The sequence below is a fragment of the Streptomyces sp. NPDC016851 genome (assembly GCF_055562795.1).
The window spans coordinates 67,506-90,298 of record NZ_JBVHEP010000014.1 but is presented as its reverse complement, the minus strand read 5'-3'; the positions used below and the strand labels follow the sequence as shown (position 1 = coordinate 90,298).

Here is a 22,793-nt window from a genome sequence, read left to right as displayed (position 1 = left end):
GGTCCGCCGCAGTGACACGGGCGGCAGCAAGGAGGTACCCCCATGGCCAGCAACGGAGCACACGTGACCACCGTCGAGAACCCTGCCCCCGCGCAGGAGCTCGCCGGGATCGTCGGCCACCGCTTCATCTACACCTACGCCAACGGCTGGCAGTACGAGATGTACGTGAAGAACCCGACCACCATCGACTACCGGATCCACTCCGGCATGGTGGGCGGCCGCTGGGTCAAGGACCAGCCGGTCGACCTCGTCCAACTGGACGACGACCACTACAAGATCTCCTGGAACGAGCCCACCGGTACGTCGGTCGCCGTCAACGTCATGCCCGGCAAGCGCCGCCTGCACGGCGTGATCTTCTTCCCGCGCTGGGTCGAGGAACACGGCGAACGCACCGTCCTCTACCAGAACGACCACCTCGAGGAGATGCGCGAGTACCGCGACGAAGGCCCGACCTATCCGGTCTACGTCGTCCCGGAATTCGCCAAGATCACCCTCTTCGAGTACGTCGGCCCCGACGACGACACGGTCATCTCCACGGCCCCCGCAGACCTCCCGCGGGGCTGGTCCGACCGCACCAACTGAGCTCAAGGCGTCCTCAGCGGTAGGACGGCGGGCACCTCGGGAGCGTCGCGGAGGTCCGCGGCGGTCATCCGGAACGGCTCGGGGTACGCGTCGCGCCGGGTGCGGCGGTCGGGCTCGCTCGTGCGCCACATGTACAGGCACTGCGGGCATTGCAGGTCGATGATCTGGTGGGCGCAGCGGGGGCAGATGGTGGCGGTCGGGCTCGACGGGAGCGGTGGCGCCGTCGGGCCCGACGGCCTCGACCGTCCCGTCGGACTCGACCATCGGCAGCCGGCGGCGGGCGCGATCGCGTCGTCCTCGTGGGTGTGGGTCTTCTCGCGGACCAGGAGCTCGTCACCGGGCGGCCTGTCAGATGGCCAGGCCGACGACGGGCGGGCGGCCCGGCAGCGTGGTGATCGGTTTGTCCGGCGTGGCCGTCATGGTGTCCTCCGTGGCGTCGCGTGCCGGGCAGCGTCGTACGACGTCATCCGACGCTCACCGGAAACGGAGTCGCCAGCCCGCCGAAACTCATCGCAGGGCGGTCCGACGGCGCGTTCACAGGTGGCGCCGGGCGCCGCCCGTCATTCCTTCGGGTGGCTATTTTGCTCCGGACGCGGAGAATGCCCTGGTAGCTGTCACGATGGGTGATCTGGCGAAGGCCGGTCGTGATCAGGGGGCGCCGGCACCACAGGAGGTTCCTCGTTGTCCCGTCGTCAGCTTCCCGTACAGCATGTCGATGACCAGACGCAGACCCCGGACCAGACACCCGACAGACCGGTCGAGATCCTTCCCGTGACCGCGGGACAGCGCGAGGTCTGGCTCGCCGAGCAGCATTCCCCGGACGTGGGCCCGGCCCTGCGTCTGGGCGAGTACCTGGAAATCCACGGACCGGTCGATCCGGGCCTCTTCGAGGCGGCGCTGCGTCAGGTCGTCGCCGAGACCGACGCGCTGCGGGTGCGCCTCGTGCCGGGCGAGGACGGTCCCGTGCAGCTTCTGGAGCGCGACCTGCCGTGGTCGCTGACGTTCGTCGACGTCAGTGACGAGCCCGACCCGGAGGCGGCCGGCCGCGCGTGGATCGACGCCGACCTGGCCCGGCCCATGGACCTGGCCTCCGGACCACTGTTCAGTTACGCGCTGTTCCAGCTGGCTCCGGACCGGTTCTGGTGGTCCCACACCTACCACCACGCCGCCGTGGACGCCTTCGGCTACGCACTCGTCGCCCGGCGGGTCGCCGAGGTGTACACGGCCCTGGCCCAGGGCGACAAGCCCGGCCCCTGCCCCTTCGGTCCGTTGTCGGCGCTGGTCCAGGCCGACCGGGACTACCGCGCATCCGAGGACCGTGCCGCGGACCGCGCGTACTGGACGCGCGAACTGGCGGGATGGACGCGTCCGCAGGGGCCGCCGCCCTCCGGCGACCCGGCGCACGGGACCGTTCCGCGCACGGACCTGCTTCCGCTGCCGCGCCCGCAGGCACTGAAGGCGGCGGCCACGCGCGCCGGCGTCTCCCGCTTCCGCTTCGTGTTCGCCGCCGTGGCGCTGTACACGCATCGGCTGACGGGCCTGCGGGACGTCGTGATCGGACTGACCGTGGCCGGCCGGGTGGGGGAGGCGTCCCGCGCGACGCCGGGCATGCTCGCCAACAGTGTTCCCGTACGCCTCACCGTCCGGCCCGACATGCCGCTGCGGGAACTGCTCGCCCAGGTCGACGAGCGGATGCGCGAAGCGGTGGAGCACCAGCGCTACCGGGCGGAGGACCTGCACCGCGACCTCGGCCTGAACCGCGGTCCCGGGGTGGCGTTCTCGCCGATGGTCAACCTCATCGGCTTCGACTACGACATCTCCTTCGCGGGCCACCCGTGCACGGCCCACAACCTCTCCTTCCCCTTGGCCGCCGACCTGATGATCATGGTGTGGGACCGCCGGGACGGCTCCGGACCGCACATGAGACTGCACGCGCCCCCCGGCGCGCCCGGCGCGGACGAACTCGCGCGAACACAGCGGCGGCTGCTGGGCTTCCTCGCGGACATGACCGACTCGGACCCCGATCTCCCGGTCGGCAGGCTCGACTTGCTGTCGGCCCGCGAGCGGCATGACCTGCTCACGATGGGGGACGCCACCGCGGCTGCCGTGCCCGCTGTCCCGATGCCGGCGCTGTTCGAGGAGCAGGTGCGCCGGGCACCGGACGCGCCCGCGCTGGTGTCCGGCGGCACGACCGTGACGTACGGGGAGCTGAACGCGCGCGCCAACCGGCTCGCGCACGCGCTGACGGCCCGTGGCATCGGCGTCGAGGACGTCGTCGCCCTCGTCCTGCCGCGCTCGGCGGATCTGATCGTGGCCGAGCTCGCCGTGCTCAAGGCCGGGGCCGCCTATCTGCCGGTGGACCCCGAATACCCGGCGGCACGCCGGGAGTTCATGCTCGCCGACGCCCACCCCGTCCTCGTCCTGGACGATCCGCGGACCGTGGCCGAACTGTCGGCGGGACAGCCGGACACCGACCCCGGCGTCGCCGTGGACCCGCGGCACCCGGCGTACGTCATCTACACCTCGGGCTCCACCGGGCGGCCCAAAGGCGTCATGGTCCCGCACACGGGCATCGCCTCCCTGGTCGCGTTCCACCAAGAGCGTCTGGAGATCACCCCCGGCAGCAGGTTCCCGCAGCTGGCCTCGCCCGGCTTCGACGCCTCCACATGGGAGATGTGCGTCAGCCTGCTGACAGGGGCGACCCTCGTGCTCGCCCCCAGGACCGACCCGCTGTCGGTCCTCACCGACCCCGGCGCGCGTATCACCCACGCCTTCGCACCGCCGTCGGCACTGGCGGTGGTGGCCGAGACGGACAGCGCCGTCTCGACACTCGTGGTGGGCGGGGAGCCGGTTCCACCGGGGCTGGTGCGGCGGTGGGCCCCGGGCCGACGCCTCATGAACGTCTACGGGCCGACGGAAGCGACCGCGATCGTCACCACGAGCCGGCCGCTGGCCCCCGCCGGCACGACACCGCCGATCGGGGAGCCGCACTCCGGCAGCCGCGCCTACGTGCTGAACGGCACCCTGCAACCCGTGCCCGTCGGGACCGCCGGAGAGCTCTACCTCGCCGGTGTGTCCCTGGCACGCGGCTATCTGCGCCGGCCGGGGCTGACGGCCGAGCGGTTCGTCGCCGACCCCTACGGCCCTCCCGGGACACGGATGTACCGGACGGGTGACGTGGTGCGCTGGCGGGCGGACGGGCAGCTGGAGTACGTCGGCCGCGCCGACCGGCAGGTCAAGATCCGCGGCTACCGCATCGAGCAGGAAGAGGTCGAGGCCGCGCTGCTCGCATGCCCCGGCGTGGCGCAGGCCGCGGTACTCGCCCGCCGGAACCGGCAGCAGGGCGACCTCAGGCTCGTCGGCTACGTCGTGGCGGACGAGAACGGCACCCGGCCGCAGGCGCTGCGCGAGCACCTGCGCGAGCGGCTGCCCGACTTCATGGTGCCGTCGGCATTCGTGATGCTCGACGAACTGCGGCTGACGCCGAACGGAAAGACCGACCGCGACGCCCTGCCGGACCCGGACGACGACACCGTCCCGACGACCGGGCGAGCACCACGCACACCGCGGGAACACCTGCTGTGCGAGCTGTTCGCGGAGGCCCTCGGCCTCCCGCGGGCCGGGCTGGACACGAACTTCTTCGAGGCGGGCGGGCACTCGCTGCTGGCGATCCGCCTGGTGTCCCGGATCCGCGCCGCCCTCGGGGCCGAACTCAATCTGGGCGAGCTGTTCGAGGCACCCACGGTCGCCCTGCTGGCGGCGCGGCTGGACGGAGCGGTCGGAGCACGCCCGGCGCTGACCGTCCAGGAACGGCCGGAGCACACACCCCTGTCGTCCGCGCAGCGGCGGCTGTGGTTCCTCCACCGCGTCGAAGGACCCAGCGCCACCTACAACATCCCCCTGGTGCAGCGCCTGACCGGCGAGCTCGACCGAGGAGCGCTGGAGCGCGCGCTGGCCGATGTGGTGGGCCGGCACGAGAGCCTGCGCACGGTCTACCCGGACGTCGACGGTGAGCCCGCGCAACGGATCCTCGACCCGTCCGCGGTACGTACGCCGCTGCCCGTCACCGAGGTGGACGACGAGGAGGCGCTGCACGCGCGGCTGCTGGACGCCGTACGCCACCCGTTCGACCTGGCCGTCGAACCGCCCCTGCGCGCCGAGCTGTTCACGCCGGGGCCCGGCGAGCACGTCCTGGTGATCGTGGTCCACCACATCGCCGCCGACGGCTGGTCCATGGCCCCACTGGCCCGCGACCTGGCGACCGCCTACACCGCCCGGCGCCACGGCGAGGAGCCGGCCTGGGAGCCCCTGCCGGCGCGCTACACCGACTACGCCCTGTGGCAGCGCCGGCTCCTGGGCGACCCCGCCGAGCCGGACAGCCTCCTCAAGCGCCAACTCGGCTACTGGACCGACGCGTTGGCGGGGCTCCCCGAGGAGCTCACCCTTCCCCGCGACCGGCCACGCCCGGCCGTCGCGTCCCACAACGGCGCCCGGGTCCGCCTGCGGATCGATGCCGAGCTGCACACGGCGCTGAGCGAGCTGGCGCGCCGGTCGGGAGCGAGCCTCTTCATGGTGCTGCACGCGGGACTCGCGGCACTGCTGACGAAACTGGGCGCGGGCACCGACGTGCCGGTCGGCACGGTGATCGCAGGCCGGACCGATCAGGCCCTGGACGACCTGGTCGGGTTCTTCGTCAACACGCTGGTGCTGCGCACCGACACCTCGGGCGATCCCGCGTTCACCCGGCTGCTGGACCGTGTCCGCGGCACCGCACTGGCCGCCTACGCGCACCAGGACGCACCCTTCGAGCAGGTCGTGGAGGCGCTGAACCCGGCGCGGTCAGCCGCGCGCCACCCGCTGTTCCAGGTCGCGCTCTCCCTCGACGCCGACGAGGCCGCCGTGTTCGGGCTGCCGGGGCTGGAGAGCTCCCGCATGCCGGTGCCGACCGGGACCGCCAAGTTCGACCTGGACATCGGCCTCTACGAGAAGCGCTCCGCGCGGGGCGAGCGCCTCGGCCTGGACGGGACCGTCGACTACGCCACCGACCTGTTCGACCACGGCACGGTCGAGGCCCTCGCCGCACGCTGGGTGCGGCTGCTGGAAGCGGTCGTCCGCGACCCGGACCGCCCGATCAGCCGCATCGACGTCCTGTCCGGCGGCGAACGGCGTCACCTCCTCGGCGACACCGGCGGGCCCGCGACGGCGACGGGCACGATTCCGGAACTCTTCCAGGCACAGGTGCGGGCCACGCCCGACGCGGTCGCCGTCGTGGCGAACGGCACCGCCCTGACCTACGGGGAGTTGAACGCGCGGGCGAACCGGCTCGCGCACGCCCTGAGCGCCCGCGGCGTCGGGCCCGAGGACGTGGTCGCCCTCGCCCTGCCCCGTTCGCCCGATCTCGTCATGGCATTGCTCGCCGTGCTCAAGGCGGGGGCTGCCTACCTGCCACTCGACCCGGACCACCCGGCCCCGCGTCTCGCGGCCATGGCCGAGGACGCACGGCCCGCACTACTGCTCACGCACACCACCACCGCCCTGATCCCGGGGATTCCGTCCGTGCCGCTGGACACGCCGGAGACCACGGAGGCGTTGCGGGGACTGCCGGACAGCGACCCGGTGACACGGTTGTCGCCCGACCACCCGGCCTACGTGATCTACACCTCGGGATCGACCGGGAAGCCCAAGGGGGTCGTGGCACGCCACGCGAGCGTGGTCAACGTCGCCGCCCAGTACCGCGACCAGGTCTTCCGGCCGGCGGCCGAGCGCCTCGGGGACCGGCGTCTGCGGGTCGCGCTGACCGCCTCGGTGTCCTTCGACGCCTCATGGGGCCAGCTCGCGGCACTGACCGCCGGTCACGAACTGCACGTGCCCGACGCAGCCACCTGGAGGGACGCCGACCGGTTCGTGGCCTGGCTGATCCGGCACCGGATCGACTCGGTCGATGTCACGCCCTCGTACCTGCGCGTCCTGTGCGACCGCGGCCTGTTCACCGACCGGCGATGGCGGCCGGGCGTCGCCGTGCTCGGCGGCGAGGAACTGCCGGACCGCCTGTGGACGGAACTGCGGGCGGTGGACGGGCTGATGGCTCACAACATGTACGGGCCGACCGAGTGCACCGTCGACTCCCTCCAGGCACGACTCGACACCGCCGCGCACCCGGTCCTCGGCCGGTCGGTCCCCGGCACCCGCGCCTACGTCCTGGACGCGGCACTGCGGCCGGTGCCGCCTGGCGTGACCGGCGAGCTGTACCTGGCCGGTGCCGGACTGGCGCGCGGTTATCTGCGCCGCCCGGGCATGACGGCCCAGCGGTTCGTCGCCGACCCGTACGGCCCACCGGGCACGAGGATGTACCGCACCGGGGACCTGGCCCGATGGCGCGGCGACGGACACCTCGTCTTCGCCGGGCGGGCGGACGACCAGGTCAAGATCCGCGGCCACCGCGTCGAACCCGGAGAGCTCGAATCCGTCCTCTCCGCCCACCCACGGATCGCGCACGCCGCCGTGCTCGCCCGCGACGACCACCGCGGAGAGACCCGCCTCGCCGCCTACGTCGTACCCACCGCCGGCACCGCCATCGATCCGGCGGAGCTGCGGTCCTTCCTCCGCGAGCGCGTGCCCGCCCACATGGTGCCGTCCGCGTTCGCGGTGCTCGACGCCCTGCCGCTGACCTCGAACGGAAAGCTCGACCGCCGCGCCCTCCCCGCGCCGGACTTCACCCCAGCCGCCGGCCATGGCCGCGCCCCGGACACACCCGAGGAGCGGGCCCTGTGCGACCTGTTCGCCGACGTACTGGACGTGCCCGCGGTCGGCGTCGACGACGACTTCTTCGCCCTCGGCGGCCACTCCCTGCTCGCCACCCGCCTGGCGAGCCGCATCGGCGAGACCCTGGCCGTCCCCTTCAGCCTGTCGGCGCTCCTGGAGGCCCCGACCCCGGCGGGCCTGGCCCGGCACCTGCGTACGGGCGCCCCGGACACCACGACGTCGTGGGTGCCCGACACGGAGGCGGAACTCGACCCCGCCCTGCGCTTCGCCCCCGCCCCGGCCTTCACCTCCGGCTCCCCGCGAGCCGGTGACCCGCGCGAGATCCTGCTCACCGGAGCCACGGGATTCGTCGGAGCCTTCCTCCTGTCCGAACTCCTGCACAGAACAACGGCCCAGGTGCACTGCCTCGTCCGGGCACGGACCGGCACCGAGGCGCGCGAGCGACTGGCCGGAGTCCTGCGGACGTACGGCATCACCGCGACGGCGGACGATCCACGCCTGCACATCGTGCGCGGAGACCTGGCCGCCCCCGGTCTCGGCGTCGGCCCGGCACACTGGGCGCGCCTGCGCGAGACGATCGACACGATCGTCCACAGCGGCGCGCACGTCCATCACCTCTCGCCGTACGCACGGCTCAAGCCCGCCAACGTCGAGGGCACCCGCACCCTGCTGCAACTGGCGGGGGAAGGCCGGCCGAAGGCGTTCCACCACCTGTCGACCCTCGGCGTGTTCCGCCCCGGCCGGACCCACCGGCTCGTCACGGAGGATTCGCCGACCGACGGTGAACGCCACCCGTTCGGAAGGGGCTACGCGGCGAGCAAGTGGGTGGCCGACCGGCTCGTGGAGCGCGCCTTCGAGCGGGGAGCCCACGGCGCCATCCACCGCCTCGGCCGCATCTGGGCCCACTCCTCGACCGGTGCCGTCAACCCGGACGACATGTTCTCCCGGCTGCTCACCAGCTGCGCGGCGCTCGGCTGCCATCCGGCGGATCCCGAACTGGAGGAGACCCTGCTCCCCGTCGACGTCCTCGCCGCCGCGATCGTGGAGCTCCTGCGCACCAGTGAGGGAACCAGCCACGTCCACCACCTCCACGACACACGCCGGACCGGACCAGGCGCCTTCATGGCCGCCTACGACCGCACGCACGGGACGCGTTCGGAACGACTCCCGCTCGCCGACTGGCTGGCACGCCTGCGGCGCGCGACCGAACGGGGACAGGAGCTGCCGATCCTGCCCTACCAGTCCTACCTGGAGGAGCACGCCAGGAAGACACATGCCCGACAGCGGCCGGCCCTGGACTTCGACAACGCCAGTACGGTCCGGCGGCTGCGGAAACTGGGCGTGCTGATCCCCGAGACCGACGATGCCGCGATCTGCGGCTACTGGAGCTTCATGGAGAGCAGTGACTGACGCGATGGCCTTGCTCGACAGCCCCCCGGGCGACCGCCCGACGACCCGGCATGCCCTGACGAGAACGAGGATGCGCCCGCGCTCGATCGTGCCCGGCCGGCAGCGCTGGGAGGTGGATCTCCTGCGCGGCAGGCCCGCCTCGGCGAAGCTGACCGAGGCATCGCTCCTGGAGGCCCCGGGCATCGAGGAGGTGCACGCCAGCCCGGTCACCGGCCGGGTGCTGGTCAGGCACGACCGGACCGTCAGTCCGCGCGAGGCCGCCCGGTTGCTGCGGCGGGCGCTCGCCCGGACCCTGGCGGCCCTGCGCGCGACCGCAGGGGGCCTGCCGTTGCCGCACTCCGCCGCACGGCCGGACGAGAACGCGCCCAAGGCCCCCGGGGACGGAGCGGGCGCCGGACGCTGGCTGCCGAGGATCCTCGGGGCGTCGGGCGCCGTGGCGGCGGCCGTCATCGGCGGGCCGTTCCTGCTGAAGCTGCTCAGCAGACCCCTGCTCACCCTCGGACTGACCACCGTGGCCACGACAGCCGTCGTCCGAAGAGCGTGGCGCAGATCCGACAGCGCGAAACAGACGGCGGACGACACCACGTCGCGCCGCCACCCCCTGCGCCGCATCATCGGCCCGCACAAGCGGAAGTTCGCTCTCGCGGCACTGCTGTCCGGGCTCTCGCAGCTCGCGGAAATGGCGCTGTTCGCCCTCAGCCCCTCGATCGTGCTGCTGGTCGCCAAGGGCGGCAGCGCCACCCTCGCCAGGTACGGAGTGGCCGGAGTCACCGCCCAGTTGTCGCTTCTCGTGGGCGCCGCCGGAACGGCCTGCCTCGCCATGGCGGCGTTCGGCTACGGGGCCAGTGTCGTCTGGCGCCAACTGGCGCAGACCATCGAGGACGACTGGCGCACCCGCACCTACGAGCACGTCCAGCGCGTGGCACCGGCCGATCTGGAGAAGGAACGCGTCAGCAGGGTCAACGCCGTCCTGTCCGAGGACATCGGCCAGATCAGCACCTTCGTCGGCACCAACATGAACGACGTCGTCCAGATGTGCACCAGCCTGGGACTGCTCATCCCGGCCTTCCTTCTGCTCGCCCCGCAGATCGCCTGGATCGCCCTCGCACCGATCCCCCTCGTCGCCTGGCTGTCCTTCCGCTTCCACGAACGCGCGGTGGCCGGCCACGCCGCCTCCGACGCCCGCCGAGCGCGGCTCAACGGCCGTGTGACAGAGAACCTCCACGCCCACACCACCATCAAGTCCGCTGTCACCGAAGAGCACGAGATCGCCCGCATCACCGAGCTGAACCGCGAGTGCAGCGAGGCCGACCGCGTCAGCGGACGCACCTCGGCGATCCCGCCGCAGGTCCTGCGGCTGGCCGGTGGTTCCGCACTGGTCGGCACGGTGCTCCTGGGCGGCAGGGCCGTGCTGCGGGGCACCCTGTCGACCGCGGCCTTCGGCCCCCTCATCGAGATGCCGGGCATGGCCATGCTCAAGCTGTCCCGACTGGGCAGCACCACCGACCAGTACCAGCGCACCGTCACCGCCCTGGACCGGGTGGAGCGGCTGCACGACCTCCCCCTCGAACCGGTCGCCGAGGGGCGCCCGATGCCCCGGCAGCAGGTGAAGGGAGAGATCGAACTGCGGAACGTGACCTTCGCCTACCCCGGCCGGCCGCCGGCACTGCGCGACACGTCCCTGGTCATCCCGCCCGGCCGGACCACCGGAATCGTCGGCACCAGCGGCGCCGGCAAGACCACCGTCGCCAAACTGCTGATGCGGTTCCACCACCCCGACCGCGGACGGGTGTTGCTCGACGGCGTCGATGTGCGCACCCTCGCCCTGCCCGACCTGCGCCGCGCCATCGGATACGTCACCCAGGAGCCTTTCCTGTTCGACGCGACGATCGCGGACAACATCCGCTACGGCACGTTCGACGCCACCGACGAGCAACTCGCCGCCGCCGCCCGCACAGCAGGCGCCGACGCGTTCATCGGCAGCCTCCCCGACGGCTACGCGACCCGCGTCGGCGAACGGGGCGCCGCGCTGTCCGGCGGGCAGAAACAGCGCATCGCGCTGGCCCGGACCATCCTGCGCGACCCCCCGGTCATCATCCTCGACGAGGCCACCTCCGCCGTCGACAACGAGACCGAGGCCATCATCCAGCAGGCCCTCCAGGTGTTCGGGACGGACCGGACGATGGTCGTCATCGCCCACCGGTTGTCCACCGTGCAGAACGCCGACCTGATCTATGTGATGGGACCGGGAGGCGCGGTGACCGAACACGGCACGCACGAGGAGCTGGTGACACGCGGCGGCACCTACACCACCCTGTGGCAGCTCCAGGCGGGCAATCCCGCACTCGCCTGACGGAGGGAGAACCGACATGACGCATGCGACCAACCCGTTCGAGGACGAAGACGCCCGTTTCCTGGTGCTCGTCAACGACGAGGGCCAGCACTCGCTGTGGCCGGCCTTCGCCGACGTACCTGACGGCTGGAGCGTCGCGCACCCGGAGGACACCCGGCAGGCGTGCCTCGACCACGTCGACCGGGTGTGGACCGACATGCGGCCGCGCAGCCTCGCCGAAGCGACGGACGACGGAGAGTGAGACCAACCGGGCGACACCCGTCCGCGTCCCCGCGGACGGCACCGCCTTCGCGTCCCCGCTGTACCTGACCGGGGAGCCGCCCCGGACCCACCCGGTGAACCACCCTCATCCCACGAGCCGTTAGGACACCGCACGTGTTTCTCTCGGAATCCTGCGCCGTTCTCGCCCGCCATCCCGCCCTGAAGGACTTCGTCTCCCACCTCACCGGCTTCCTCGACATGCACCTGCCCCAGCCGCTCACCGAGGAGGCGGTCCGGCCGCCGTGGCTCGATCTGCGCAAACGGGCCGCCCAGGCCGGGCTGACGGGGTTCGACCTGCCGCGCGCCGAGGCCGGGCCGACGCACGCGCGCGGTGGCGCGGGGGACGCGAAGGACGCGCTCGGGATCGTCCCCCCGCACCTCGGACGAGTGGCCCAGGGACTGGCCATGTTCCTCGCCGGCCGCCGGGACTGCGACGCGCGGGAGATCTTCAGCTCGGGACACGGCGCCATGGCCGTGCGATACGGCAGACCCCTCGTCGTCCGCACGGTCCACGACCGGGTCGTGGGCTGCGGAGAACTGGCCGGCGTGGCGTCGAGCGAACCCCACTCCGGGTCCGACCTGCGCGGCTTGCGCACCGTGGCGGTGGACCACGGCGACCACCTGCTGCTCTCCGGCACCAAGGGCCTGGTCAGCCGTGTGGAGGAGGCCACCGGGTTCGTCGTCTTCTGCAAGGTGGTCGGGCCCGAACAGACCGCCGGGCAGGACACCGACGGGGCGTGGCTGCGCGAAGTCCCGCTGTCGGCGCTCTGGTTGCCGACGGCGACCACAGGCGTCCTGACCGAGACCACCGTGCCCCTCGGGCTGCGCGGCTGGAGCCTGGGCCATCTGCACTTCGACAACGTACGCGTCGGCAAGGAATTCCTGCTCGGCAGGCCCGGCGACGGCCGCCGGATCTTCGACAGCCACTTCTCCGGCTGGCGTCTGATGATGGCGCTGGTCTGCCTGGGCGCGGCGACCGCGGCGATCGAGGAGACGATGGCCCGGGCCCGCCGGCGCAGCGTCGGCCGCATCTCCCTCGCGAACATCCCGTCCGTCGTGTCCCGGCTCGGCACGGCCGCGGCCGAGGTCGAGGCGGCCACGGCGTGGTGCTTCTCCCTGCTGGAGCGGATGGAGCAGGACGGAGACGATGTCGACGTCGCGGCCTGCTCCGCCGCCAAGGCCCTCGCCACGGACGTGTCCTACCGAGCCGTCGACATCGGACTCCAGCTGCACGGCAGCGAGGGCTACACCCGCCGCACCCCCATGGAGAAGCGCCTGCGCGACATCCGCGGCCTGCGCATCGCCGACGGCCCCAACGACACCCTCTACGGCGTCCTGGCCCACTCCCTGCTCATGGACTCCCGGCCGGCCGTGCCCCTGGTGGCCCAGCGGCAGGCATGACGCCTTTCGCGGATTTCAGGAAAGCTTGTTCCTGAGCATCGCGAGATAGAAGGGGAGTTTTTGCACGGCCGTTTTCGGCACCACGTAAACTTCCACACCGCCGTGCCGGTGATCGCTGATGGTGAGGGTGCATTTCCCGTTCACATGGCGTACTTCAGCGGAATACAGCACTTCCTCATCGGTTGCTGTGTTTTCCACATTCACTCCCGGCTCAGTTTCCTCACACGGAGGCGGATAATTACAGCGTGCCTGTCTCGCACGGTAGGTCACAGGAAGGCGGAAAAGATCAACGCCGACCAGTGTGCACACGAACGGGTGAATGTCGTGAGAGGCCCTGGTGAGAGAGTTTCTCGGGGGCTAAGCTCAGATTTCCAGAACACTGCCCGGTAATTCCGGCATACTGCGAGAAGGGCTGTACTGACTATGCTTCCTGTCATTCCCGTTTTCTTGGTCGGGGCAGCGTCGGCGCCTCTCCTGAAGAAGCTGATCAGGCCGGTCGTCCGGGGAACCGTGAAGTCCTCCGTGAAGCTGGCGATGGACGCCAGGCGAGTCGCCCACGAGATCAACGAAGACCTGAGCGACATTGCCGCCGAGGCGACGGCAGAGGCATTCGCCGCCGACCTCCAGGAAGGCTCGGATGTGCCGCGACAGACCACGAAAAAGGCCCGCCCGAGCAGCACCGCGAACGCGTGACAAAGGCGAGTGATCGGGCATTGAACATGCCGAAGGCAACTAAGTGATCGTCCTGCGCTATCTGCTGGGCTATCCCACTGTGAAGGTCGCCTGGTCCATGGGGATCGACGAGCGCACCGTCGGCCACCACATGCGCCGCGGGGCAGGAACGCCTTCCCCCGGAGCCCGACTGCTCGCAACCATCCCTTGCCCTGCTGCCGGCCGGCTCATCCTCTTACGGGCGGACACGCGGCAACTGGCCAATCTGCGCGCTGGAGACCCAAGCCCGTCTGGTCCTAGCGCATGAGGCGTAGGACGGCTTTGGCCGACTCCACGCAGCCCTCGGCGGCCTGATTGAACTTCGTGCTGCCATTCACCCCAGCGTTCTCATGCTGACTGAGGTGCAACCCCTCAACCCCGGCCTCAACCCCCGTCTTCCGTCAGCCACCCCCTCAGATCCCCCTCTCCTCCGGACGCATATGATCCGCCTGACCGGGAGGGAATGTCGTGTCGAAGTCACCGCGGGCTGACGGGTCCGGACACCAGAGGAAGCGCAGCGACGACCAAGAGGGCTGCTGCCTGGGAGCACTCGACACCTACATCGGGTGCAGCCGATGCTGTCCTGCCGCGTGGCTGACGGTCCTGTTTCTCGCTGTCTTCCGCCCCACTGCGATCGCCGGATCAGGCGAAGACTGCGCAGCCCCGCGGCCGGCGGGCCGTGCAGCCTCCGCGATGTACACGGCGGTTCGCCACTACCGCGTCGCGATCAGTCCTACCCGGCGAGCGTGCTGCGCGTACACCCCGACGTGCTCCACATATGCCGTACAAGCTTTGCACCGGCACGGGGCACTTCATGGGGGGCGACTGATCCTGACCCGGTTGCTGCGCTGCCGTCCACGGGCGGCCCGGCGACGCGGCTTCCATGACCCGGTACCGAAATGAAGCCTCATACCGCTGACCTCTGGCACCACTTCGGCCGCACCCGCGCGGGCACCGACCGCGAGGTGCCCGCCGCGTTCTACTGGAACTGGGGCCAGGACGCCGGGCCCGGACCGGAAATCCTGGGCGACCTGACGGACAAGTGCGTGGGCGACCTCGGCGCCGGAGCGGCCCGGCACGCCGCGTACCTGGCCACTCGTCACCATCCCGCCCAGGTCATCGCGGTGGACGCCTCACCCGCCCAGCACGCCATGGCGACCGACCTGTACGGGCACCTCGCCCCACGCCTGCGCATCGTGCGCTCCGACGTCGTGAACCACCTGCACGCCATGGCCGCCACGTACGACGTGCTCTACAGCGTCTTCGGGGCCGTCGACTTCACCGACCCGGGCGAGTTGCTGCCCGCGGCGGCCGCCGCGCTGCGGCCCGGCGGGGGATTGGTGTTCTCCACCCTCGCCCACTACCTGTCCGGGAAGAGGGCCCAGCCCGATGTGGTGCCCGCCGATATCCCGGCGAAGACGCCGGATGGCGAGGCAGCCACGATGCGCCGCTGGGTACTCCAGGAGCACGTGTGGACCAAGGCGCTCGATGCGGCGGGGTTCACCCAGATCGATGTCGATGTGCTGCCCGCCACCGGTGAGGGCCCTCGCACCGCCGACGCCCTGTTGGTGAGCGCCCACCTCCCGAAGTGACGCAGGCGACACGGCCGAGTGCGGACTCCCAATCGGTCATCTGGTGCCCACTTGTGCCGGTCAGCGGCGGTGTCTGCGGTGAAGATCGTCAGTCAGCGTCGATCTTGTGCTGGTCGAGGTTCGTCGAGGCTGCCCGGCCGTGATCGACGTCAGCGAGGCCGTAACCTACCGGGCGCGCGGCCCAAGACCAATCCGGTCACCCATGAGGGCGCTAGGAGAGCGCCGTTTCGATGGCGGCCTGGATGTCGTCGCTTTGGGCGTCCGAGCTGCCCGGGCCGAGGTTCACCATGACCGTGGCCCGCCTGCCGTCGAGGGTAGCTGCGGGGGACGTCCTTCCCGGGTGACGACCCGGCGATCCCCGGACCGCACGCGCGCGGATATGTGCAGCCGGGCCCGGACGCGCCGCTCCTGGACATCACCGCGATCAACCCCACGGTCGGCGGCACGGCCGGCGGGATCATCTCCAGCGGCACCGACGTCAACCGGTTCCTGGGCGCGCTGCTGCGCGGCAAGCTGCTGCCCCCGGCCCAGCTCAAGGAGATGATGACGACCCGCCCGACCGGCAGCTCCGACGGCCGCGCGTACGGCCTCTGCAACGGCTCGACGATGCGCCGCTGCAGCTCCTCGCCGTACGAGCAGCCGGTCACCTTCTCGATGATCATCCCGGCCAGCAGGTAGCCGGTGTTGGAGTACTTCCAGTCGGTAGCTTCACCAGATCACGGGGGTCGTGGTGGGCCATCGGGTCCTGGAGGACATCCTGCGGCTTGAGGTAGGCGAGGAAGTCGGGCAGCCCGCTGGTGTGCTGGAGCATCTGCCGGACAGTGATCTTGCGCCCGTCGTTGCCGTGGCCGCGCACGACGCCGGGCAGGTAACGCTCGACTGGCGCGTCGAGGTCGACGCGCCGCTCTCCGACCAGCTGCAGCATCATCGTCGCGGTGAACGTCTTGGTCATGCTGCCGATCCGGAACCTGCTGTCGCGGTGCACCGGCGCGCGGCTCTCGACGTCCGCGACACCACTGGTCAGCACCGTGCTGCGGTGCCGGTCCCACACCTCGGCGAGCGCTCCGGGCACGCCATCGACCGTGGTCAGCCGGTGCAGCACGGCGCGCAGCCGCGCGTCGTCGGCGTGGCGCGCGGACTCCCCGACGGTGGATTCCGCGGCGGTGGCAGCGGTGGCGGTGGCCGGCAGCACGCCCCCCACGACTCCCATCGCCACGACCAGTGTGAGTGTGCCACCCAGCGCGCGCTTGTGCTTGAGCATGCGGTTTCCCTTGATCGTCCAGGCTTACGGTGTCATTTCCACGATGCCCGCACCGGCTGCACCGGAGCGATGGGACAATCAACCGGATCGGTGGTGGGGTTAACCCCCTGTCACCTGCCCTAGGTCGAGCAGGGCCACCTCACCCCGCAGCTGGTGCATGGAGCCGTTCAGGGCTCTGACTCACACCAGGCAGGCCTGGTCAGTCGAGCCGGGTCCACAGCCAGGCGATGTCCGGATACGGCGGCGGCGTGAGGTCGGCCGGGTCCCAGAGCCGGGGACTGCTCGTCATCGACAGCGCGGGAGGAAGCAGCGCGGGTTCGCCGCGGCGGTTCTGTTCACCGCGGCTGTTCTGGTCGAGGAGCGTGAGGTAGCGGACGCTGCGGGACATCCAGTCGACGGTGGCGGGCAGCCACTGCGGCAACTCGGCGGCATAGCGGGCGACCGAGGAACGGCTGTCGTGCAGAAGCCGCTCCTGCATCCGCGACATGAGCCCGACGAACCTTTCGTACAGCTCCCACACCTTGAGCAACGCCTCGGCGAGAGAGACGCCGTGCTCGGCCGCCACCGCGGAGACCAGGTTGACGTGCCCCTGGCCGTCCGCCTGTTCCTTCAGCAGACTGCCCAACTCGTTGATGAGGGTGCAGGGATAGAAGACCGACTGCGTGAACGCGCGCACCAGCGGGTCGTACTGATCGGATGGAGACAGCGTGTAGCCGCCGCCCGGCGGCACCAGAGCGGCCAGGACGCCGGTGCCCGCCTTCTGCCAGCGCATCCGCAGCCACTCTCCCACGGTCGGCGGCGTCGCCCTCCGGTGCAGGGCCAGCTTCCAGAGTTGTCCGCCCAGCCATTGCGTGTGCTCGGCACGCATCGCCTGCATCCCGTCCGGGGCGAGGCACTCCTCCATCATGCGGCGGATGTCGCGCAGGCTCGTCACGAACCTGTCGTCGACCGGCGGGGCGGCAACCGGTTCGGTCATCACCCGGTTCACCTCACCGGTCAGAGTGATGGCCGCGTCAGGGGTGTCGACGAGACTGTCGAGGTGGTCGTCCCACCGGAAGGCCCAGTAGGTGTAGCACGTCAGGGCGACGGCCGCGTCACGGCCGAAGAAGGGCATGCCGGCCGTGACGAGTTCCCCGAGGCCCGCCCGGGTGAGCAGTGAGTCCGGAGCGCACAGGCCTTGCCGGACCGCCCACTCGGTGGCGTGACGATCCAGCTCCTTCCCGTCCGTCTTCGGCACCACCCGGGCGACGGGGCAGAACAGCTCCACCTCCTTCACGGCGAGGCTTTCCAACGTCTGGGCGAGTGTGAGCTGCTGTGCCTGGGCCATGCGTGCCTCTCCGTGCGTCCGTGGTGGCGGTTGCCCATCAGGCGGGCGGGGGACCCCGAGTCGCCGGTCCCATGTGACACGTCGGCCCGTCCGGCCACAAGCCAGACACAGGGGTGCAATCCGACTGAACGAAGCACTCCGGGCGCGCCAAGGCGCGTCAGGCAGGGGGCCGGGCGGCCTCCAGGTCGGCGATGCTGCCCGACATGATCGTCCGTACGTGCTCGGTGATGTGCTCCGCCGGCCAGTCCCACCAGGCCACCGCCAGCAGCCGGGCGACGTCCTCGTCGCTGTAGCGAGTGCGGATGAGGCGGGCCGGGTTGCCGCCGACGATGCCGTAGTCCGGCACGTCGCCGGTGACCACGGCGCCGGAGGCGATGATCGCCCCGTGCCCGATCCGCACGCCGGGCATGACCGTCGTGCCGTGACCGAACCAGACGTCGTGGCCGACGACGGTGTCCCCCCGGTTGGGCAGGCCGGTGAGCAGGTCGAAGTGTTCGGCCCAGGAGCCGCCCATGGTGGGGAAGGGGAAGGTCGAGGGGCCGTCCATACGGTGGTTGGCGCCGTTCATGATGAACCGCACTCCGGTGCCCAGCGCGCAGAACCTGCCGATGACCAGCTTCTCCGGCCCGTAGTGGTAGAGCACGTTGCGCGTCTCGAACGCAGTCGGGTCGTCCGGATCGTCGTAGTAGGAGTACTCCCCGACCTCGATCAGCGGGGACTTCACAAGCGGCTTGAGCAGCACCACCCGGGGCTGCTCGGGCATCGGATGGAGGACCGTCGGGTCGGCGGGCACGGGCATGGGGGAGGGGACCTCATCGGTAGGGGGTGCGTGTCCGGTCCATGATCCCCCGGGGGACGGGGCGCGCGGGGCGAGTGAAGGACACCGAGGGATTCACTCCCGGCCTTCCGGGCAGGGAGACGGTGTTCCGGTCCGTGTCCATCGAACGCCTCAAGGAGCTTTCGTGTCCACAACCGACAGGGATACAGCCGCCGCGCCGGACAGAGGGGACGACACCCCGCTGCGGCGTGCCATAGGCCCCCGCCTCCTGATCCTGTTCGTCATCGGCGACATCCTCGGCACCGGCATCTACGCCACCACCGGTCAGGTCGCCGGCAAGGTCGGCGGTGCGCTGTGGCTGCCGTTCGTCATCGGGTTCGTCGTCGCGATCCTGACAGCAGCCTCGTACGTCGAACTCGTCGGCAAGTACCCGAAGGCCGCCGGAGCCGCGCTCTACACCCAAAAGGCGTTCCAGGTCCCCTTCCTGACGTTCATCGTCGCCTTCATGGTCATGTGCTCGGGCCTGTCCTCGGCGAGCGCGGCGGCCCGCGCGTTCAGCGGCGACTACCTGTCCGAGTTCACGGACGTTCTCCCGCCCACCCTCGTCGCGATCCTGTTCATCCTCGCCCTGGCGGCCCTGAACCTGCGGGGCGTGTCGGAGTCCGTGAAGACCAACGTGGTCCTCACCGTGGTCGAACTGACCGGTCTGGTCGTCATCCTGACGATCGGCGCATGGGCCGTCCTGACCGGTGACGGCGAACCCTCCCGGCTCGGTGAGTTCCAGGCCGAGGGCAGCGGTTACGCGCTGCTCACCAGCGTGCTGGGGGCGACGGCCCTCGGCTTCTTCGCCTTCGTGGGCTTCGAGGACTCCGTCAACATGGCCGAGGAGACCAAGGATCCGGTGCGGACGTTCCCGCGCGCCATCTTCATCGGCGTCGCCGTCACCGGCACCATCTACGTCCTGGTCGCCCTGGTCTCCTCGCTGCTCGTCGACTACCGCGTACTGGAGGGCTCCAGCGGCCCGTTGCTGGAGGTCGTCAAGGCCGGCGGGATCGACTTCCCGCCCAAACTCTTCGCCCTGATCGCGCTGTTCGCGGTCACCAACTCGGCACTGATCAACATCATGATGGCGTCCCGCCTCTGCTACGGCATGGCGAACGAGCGCATCCTGCCGCGTGCCCTGGGCCGCGTACTGCCCCGGCGCCGCACCCCGGTCGTCGGCATCGTCTTCGTGTCGCTCCTCGCCATCGGCCTGGTCTCCACCGGGGAGATCGAGGGCCTCGGCGACACCACGGCCTTCCTGCTGCTGTGCGTCTTCGCCGTCGTCAACATCGCCGTCCTCGTCCTGCGCCGGGACCGCGTCGAGCACCAGCACTTCCGTACGCCGACCGCCCTGCCGGTGCTCGGCGCGATCACCGCCCTGATCCTGGCCAGCCCGCTGTCCGACCGGCCCGCGGAGGTCTACATCCGGGCGGGCGTGCTGGTGGCCATCGGCATCGGGCTGTGGGTGCTCAACAAGGTGGTGCTGAAGGTACGCGGCGAGGCGTGAAGGGCCTCGACCGCTCGGCCGTGTCCCGTGAAACGGCACCGGGCCACCACGGCTCCCGCGCGACGGCGGCGGGAGCGTGATGGCCCGGCTGGGGGTGTTTCGCGGTGGCTCAACGGACCGGGATGGTCAGGCCCCGGTCAGCGGGTGAACGTGACCCGGTGTTCCTTCTTGGCGCCGCAGTTGGAGCCGTAGACCGCCACGTACACGTTGTTGATGCTGCCGCCCCAGTCGACGCAGTGCCCCTTGCCGTAGACGTAGGTCGGTCCGGCGTAGGACGTGTACCGCCCCTCGTCCGCGTCCCCCGTCTCGGTGTCGGGGACGTAGACCCATGCGGACATGTCCACGGCGGTGCCCGGGTTGTTGCGGATGGTCGTGACGCAGTTCTTCCCGTTGGTGGCGTTGTACGTCAGGTAGACCGTGCCCAGGGAGCCGACGGCCGCCGAGTTCACGGTCTTGTAGGCGCTGCCGCAGACCTTCTGCGGAGTGGTGTTGGGCGCGGCGGAGGCGGGTGACGCCAGGGCGGTCGTGGTCCCCACGGTCAGCGCCGCCAAAGCCGATGCGGCCAGGACGGAACGGGTGAATCGCATATTTCCCCCTTGCAACTCTTCGAGTGGTTGCTCCTGCATGATGTGACTCGCCGGACGCTCAAAGGGTTGTGCGTCAGTTCACGGGAAAATCAGGCGAGTTGGGAAGCGCGAGCGCGCGAGAATCCCGCTCGGCGGGCCGGGACCGGGTGGCGTCGGGCGGCAGGGGCCCGAGGATGCCCACGCTCCGCCGCGTTTAGTCACGAGTCGCTTACAGCGCACGCGAGATCCCGAGGATCTGCTCAGGGGTGTCACACATGCTGCACATCCCCCTTCCAAAGTCTCGTTAGCGTTACGGCTCGATCCCACGTGCGAACGTGACCAGGTCGCGGCCGGCGGGCCGCCGACACAGCCAGATCGGGAAGACCACACATGGACTACTGCTCCTCGTGCCGTCGGCACCTCAACGGCGCCTTGGTCTGCCCGGGGTGCGGCGCCTACGCCCCGGACATCGACCCCGCCGCCGACGGCCGTACCGGCCCGGCCGCATGGGAGTACCCGGCCGCCTCCGGCGCGTGGCGCGCCGAGAACGTGTGGGACGACGGCAGCGTGTGGGACACGAACCGCGCCGGCACGCGGGAGTTGCCCCTCGCGCACACCGGATCCTCCGGCGGCCGCCCCGAGAGCCTCGGCGCCAACCCGTCCGACGGCCACGAGCCCCTGGGATACGGCTCGTCCGGCCGCCATGAGGCCACGGCCACGGACCCGTCCGACGGACACGACGCCCCGGAGGCCACGCCCGGAACCGACGGCCACCCGGCCCCGCAGCAGGGGCGCGCGGCGCGGCGTCGTCAGATGGCCCGCTGGAAGAAGAACCAGCGCCGGGCCGTGGTGGCGACCGCCGTCGCGCTCGTCGGAGGCGGCCTCACCGTCGCCGCCATGAAGGGTGACTCGACGAACGGCGTGCCGTCGGCCACGGCGCCCGGGGACAGGACCATGGGCGGCGCCGACGGTCAGGCGCCGGAGTACACCGAACCGACGTCCAGCCGGAGCGACACCGCGCGGTCCGCGCCCACGCCCACCACTCCGCCGCACGCCGGCCGCACCTCGCAGCGCGAGAAGCCCCGGGCCACCACTCCTCGCAGCACACCGGCGGACCCGCGGACGGACGCGGCCGCAGCCCCCCGTGAGCTGCCGAAGACGACGAAGCCGAGGACCAGCGTCCCGGACACCGTCGACTCCGCCACCGGCGGCGCCGGCAAGTCCACGTCGACGGTGACCGAGCAGCAGACGACCCCGCCCGCGGCCGGTACCGGCAAGGACTCGCAGCAGGCCACGTCCCCCGACACGACCCCGACCACGGCGAGCCCCACCCCGGCCGCGACACCGCCCTCGAACTCCGGCTCCGGCTCCGACTCCAAGGAACTCTGCCTGCTCGTCATCTGCCTGGGCTGAGCCGCGCGAAGGCGGTCGCCGAAAAACCGGTGGCTCCACCGCGGACACGCCCTAGCGTCGGACGCATGGCAGACGAGTGCTTCCGGCATCCGCGGCTCGCCGCGGTCTACGACCCGCTCGACCCCGACCGCGCCGATCTCGAACCGTACCTGCGCATGGCGGAGGAGTTCGGGGCGCGCCGGGTGCTCGACATCGGCTGTGGCACGGGCGTGTTCGCGCTGCTGCTGGCGGAACGCGGCGTCGACGTCGTCGGTGTCGATCCCGCCGGCGCGTCCCTGGACGCGGCCCGCGGCAAGCCGGGCGGCGAGCGGGTGCGGTGGATCCACGGTGATGCGACGACCCTCCCGTCCCTGACCGCCGACCTCGCCACGATGACGGGCAACGCCGCCCAGGCGGTCGTCGATCCCGAGGACTGGCGAAGGACCCTGCGGGGGGCCCGTGCGGCCCTGCGGCCCGGCGGCCGTTTCGTGTTCGAGATGCGGGTGCCGGTCCGCCGTGCCTGGAAGGAATGGAACCGTGAGGCGACGTACACCGTGACGGACGTCCCCGGTGTGGGCGACGTCGAGTACTGGGTCGATCTGCTCGATGTGCGCGGGCCGCTGGTGACGTTCCGCCAGACCTATGTGTTCGCCGCGGACGGGCAGGTGCTGACGTCGGAGTCGACACTGCGCTTCCGTGAGCGGGACGAGGTCGAGGCGGAACTCGTCGCCCAGGGCTATGCCGTGGAGGACGTGCGCGACGCGCCCGACCGGCCGGGCCGGGAGTTCGTGTTCATCGCACGGCGTCCGTAAACAGCCGGCTGACGCGGGGCCCCGCCGCCTCCGCGT

The 22,793-nt window shown here is 71.1% G+C and carries 18 protein-coding genes; 11 read left to right on the top strand and 7 right to left on the bottom strand.

Annotated features, from left to right (window positions below; translation table 11 throughout):
* Positions 1 to 42: 42 nt before the first annotated feature.
* The gene (locus tag ACZ3I3_RS22890) at positions 43 to 582 is read left to right on the top strand and encodes a phenolic acid decarboxylase (protein ID WP_467367820.1); all 540 of its coding nucleotides are present in this window, start codon (positions 43 to 45) and stop codon (positions 580 to 582) included.
* Between the two features lie 2 nt (positions 583 to 584).
* Here the strand turns inward: ACZ3I3_RS22890 and ACZ3I3_RS22885 are convergent, their stop codons facing one another.
* A complete protein-coding gene (locus tag ACZ3I3_RS22885; RefSeq protein ID WP_467368030.1) occupies positions 585 to 737 on the bottom strand; it encodes a non-oxidative hydroxyarylic acid decarboxylases subunit D in 153 nt (50 codons plus the stop codon).
* A gap of 616 nt (positions 738 to 1,353) precedes the next feature.
* On the opposite strand from ACZ3I3_RS22885, the gene ACZ3I3_RS22880 reads away from it, so the two are divergent.
* From ACZ3I3_RS22880 to ACZ3I3_RS22865, 4 genes are all read left to right on the top strand, one after another.
* Positions 1,354 to 8,754 carry a non-ribosomal peptide synthetase gene (locus ACZ3I3_RS22880; RefSeq protein ID WP_467367818.1) on the top strand — a complete coding sequence of 2,467 codons (7,401 nt, stop codon included), beginning with the start codon at positions 1,354 to 1,356 and terminating at the stop codon, positions 8,752 to 8,754.
* On the top strand, positions 8,747 to 11,107 hold the full coding sequence (locus ACZ3I3_RS22875; protein ID WP_467367816.1) for an ATP-binding cassette domain-containing protein: 2,361 nt from the start codon (positions 8,747 to 8,749) through the stop codon (positions 11,105 to 11,107). The genes ACZ3I3_RS22880 and ACZ3I3_RS22875 overlap by 8 nt, the downstream gene beginning before the upstream one ends.
* Before the next feature lie 16 nt (positions 11,108 to 11,123).
* Positions 11,124 to 11,348 (top strand): MbtH family protein, encoded by a 225-nt coding sequence (locus ACZ3I3_RS22870; protein WP_467367814.1) that lies wholly within the window; start codon positions 11,124 to 11,126, stop codon positions 11,346 to 11,348.
* 134 nt (positions 11,349 to 11,482) lie between these two features.
* Positions 11,483 to 12,769 (top strand): acyl-CoA dehydrogenase family protein, encoded by a 1,287-nt coding sequence (locus ACZ3I3_RS22865; protein WP_467367812.1) that lies wholly within the window; start codon positions 11,483 to 11,485, stop codon positions 12,767 to 12,769.
* 15 nt (positions 12,770 to 12,784) lie between these two features.
* Here ACZ3I3_RS22865 and ACZ3I3_RS22860 read toward each other — a convergent pair whose 3' ends face one another.
* Positions 12,785 to 12,967 carry a hypothetical protein gene (locus ACZ3I3_RS22860; protein WP_467367810.1) on the bottom strand — a complete coding sequence of 61 codons (183 nt, stop codon included), beginning with the start codon at positions 12,965 to 12,967 and terminating at the stop codon, positions 12,785 to 12,787.
* 249 nt (positions 12,968 to 13,216) lie between these two features.
* On the opposite strand from ACZ3I3_RS22860, the gene ACZ3I3_RS22855 reads away from it, so the two are divergent.
* The 3 genes from ACZ3I3_RS22855 to ACZ3I3_RS22845 all read left to right on the top strand — a co-directional run bounded on the left by ACZ3I3_RS22855 (position 13,217) and on the right by ACZ3I3_RS22845 (position 15,072).
* Positions 13,217 to 13,462, top strand: a complete 246-nt coding sequence (locus ACZ3I3_RS22855) for a DUF5132 domain-containing protein (protein ID WP_467368028.1) — start codon at positions 13,217 to 13,219, stop codon at positions 13,460 to 13,462.
* Between the two features lie 711 nt (positions 13,463 to 14,173).
* Positions 14,174 to 14,383: a membrane protein insertion efficiency factor YidD gene (yidD, locus tag ACZ3I3_RS22850; RefSeq protein WP_467367808.1), complete on the top strand. Its 210-nt coding sequence runs from the start codon at positions 14,174 to 14,176 to the stop codon at positions 14,381 to 14,383.
* Positions 14,380 to 15,072, top strand: a complete 693-nt coding sequence (locus ACZ3I3_RS22845; RefSeq protein ID WP_467367806.1) for a class I SAM-dependent methyltransferase — start codon at positions 14,380 to 14,382, stop codon at positions 15,070 to 15,072. Before yidD ends, ACZ3I3_RS22845 begins: the two co-directional genes overlap by 4 nt.
* A 149-nt stretch (positions 15,073 to 15,221) precedes the next feature.
* Here ACZ3I3_RS22845 and ACZ3I3_RS22840 read toward each other — a convergent pair whose 3' ends face one another.
* The 4 genes from ACZ3I3_RS22840 to ACZ3I3_RS22825 all read right to left on the bottom strand — a co-directional run bounded on the left by ACZ3I3_RS22840 (position 15,222) and on the right by ACZ3I3_RS22825 (position 18,459).
* Entirely contained in the window at positions 15,222 to 15,734 is a 513-nt protein-coding gene (locus tag ACZ3I3_RS22840; protein ID WP_467367804.1) for a hypothetical protein, read from the bottom strand.
* The gene (locus ACZ3I3_RS22835; RefSeq protein ID WP_467367802.1) at positions 15,731 to 16,333 is read right to left on the bottom strand and encodes a serine hydrolase domain-containing protein; all 603 of its coding nucleotides are present in this window, start codon (positions 16,331 to 16,333) and stop codon (positions 15,731 to 15,733) included. Before ACZ3I3_RS22835 ends, ACZ3I3_RS22840 begins: the two co-directional genes overlap by 4 nt.
* A 199-nt stretch (positions 16,334 to 16,532) precedes the next feature.
* Positions 16,533 to 17,660, bottom strand: a complete 1,128-nt coding sequence (locus ACZ3I3_RS22830) for a terpene synthase family protein (protein ID WP_467367801.1) — start codon at positions 17,658 to 17,660, stop codon at positions 16,533 to 16,535.
* A gap of 157 nt (positions 17,661 to 17,817) precedes the next feature.
* Entirely contained in the window at positions 17,818 to 18,459 is a 642-nt protein-coding gene (locus tag ACZ3I3_RS22825; protein WP_467367799.1) for a CatB-related O-acetyltransferase, read from the bottom strand.
* Between the two features lie 163 nt (positions 18,460 to 18,622).
* Between ACZ3I3_RS22825 and ACZ3I3_RS22820 the strand changes: the two genes are divergently transcribed.
* The gene (locus tag ACZ3I3_RS22820; protein WP_467367797.1) at positions 18,623 to 19,987 is read left to right on the top strand and encodes an APC family permease; all 1,365 of its coding nucleotides are present in this window, start codon (positions 18,623 to 18,625) and stop codon (positions 19,985 to 19,987) included.
* 137 nt (positions 19,988 to 20,124) lie between these two features.
* Here ACZ3I3_RS22820 and ACZ3I3_RS22815 read toward each other — a convergent pair whose 3' ends face one another.
* Positions 20,125 to 20,574 carry a spore-associated protein gene (locus ACZ3I3_RS22815; RefSeq protein WP_467367795.1) on the bottom strand — a complete coding sequence of 150 codons (450 nt, stop codon included), beginning with the start codon at positions 20,572 to 20,574 and terminating at the stop codon, positions 20,125 to 20,127.
* A gap of 369 nt (positions 20,575 to 20,943) precedes the next feature.
* Between ACZ3I3_RS22815 and ACZ3I3_RS22810 the strand changes: the two genes are divergently transcribed.
* Together ACZ3I3_RS22810 and ACZ3I3_RS22805 are read left to right on the top strand one after the other, a co-directional pair.
* Positions 20,944 to 21,966, top strand: a complete 1,023-nt coding sequence (locus tag ACZ3I3_RS22810; RefSeq protein ID WP_467367794.1) for an SCO2400 family protein — start codon at positions 20,944 to 20,946, stop codon at positions 21,964 to 21,966.
* A 65-nt stretch (positions 21,967 to 22,031) separates the two neighbouring features.
* Entirely contained in the window at positions 22,032 to 22,757 is a 726-nt protein-coding gene (locus ACZ3I3_RS22805) for a class I SAM-dependent methyltransferase (protein ID WP_467367792.1), read from the top strand.
* The last annotated feature ends 36 nt before the right edge of the window (positions 22,758 to 22,793 follow it).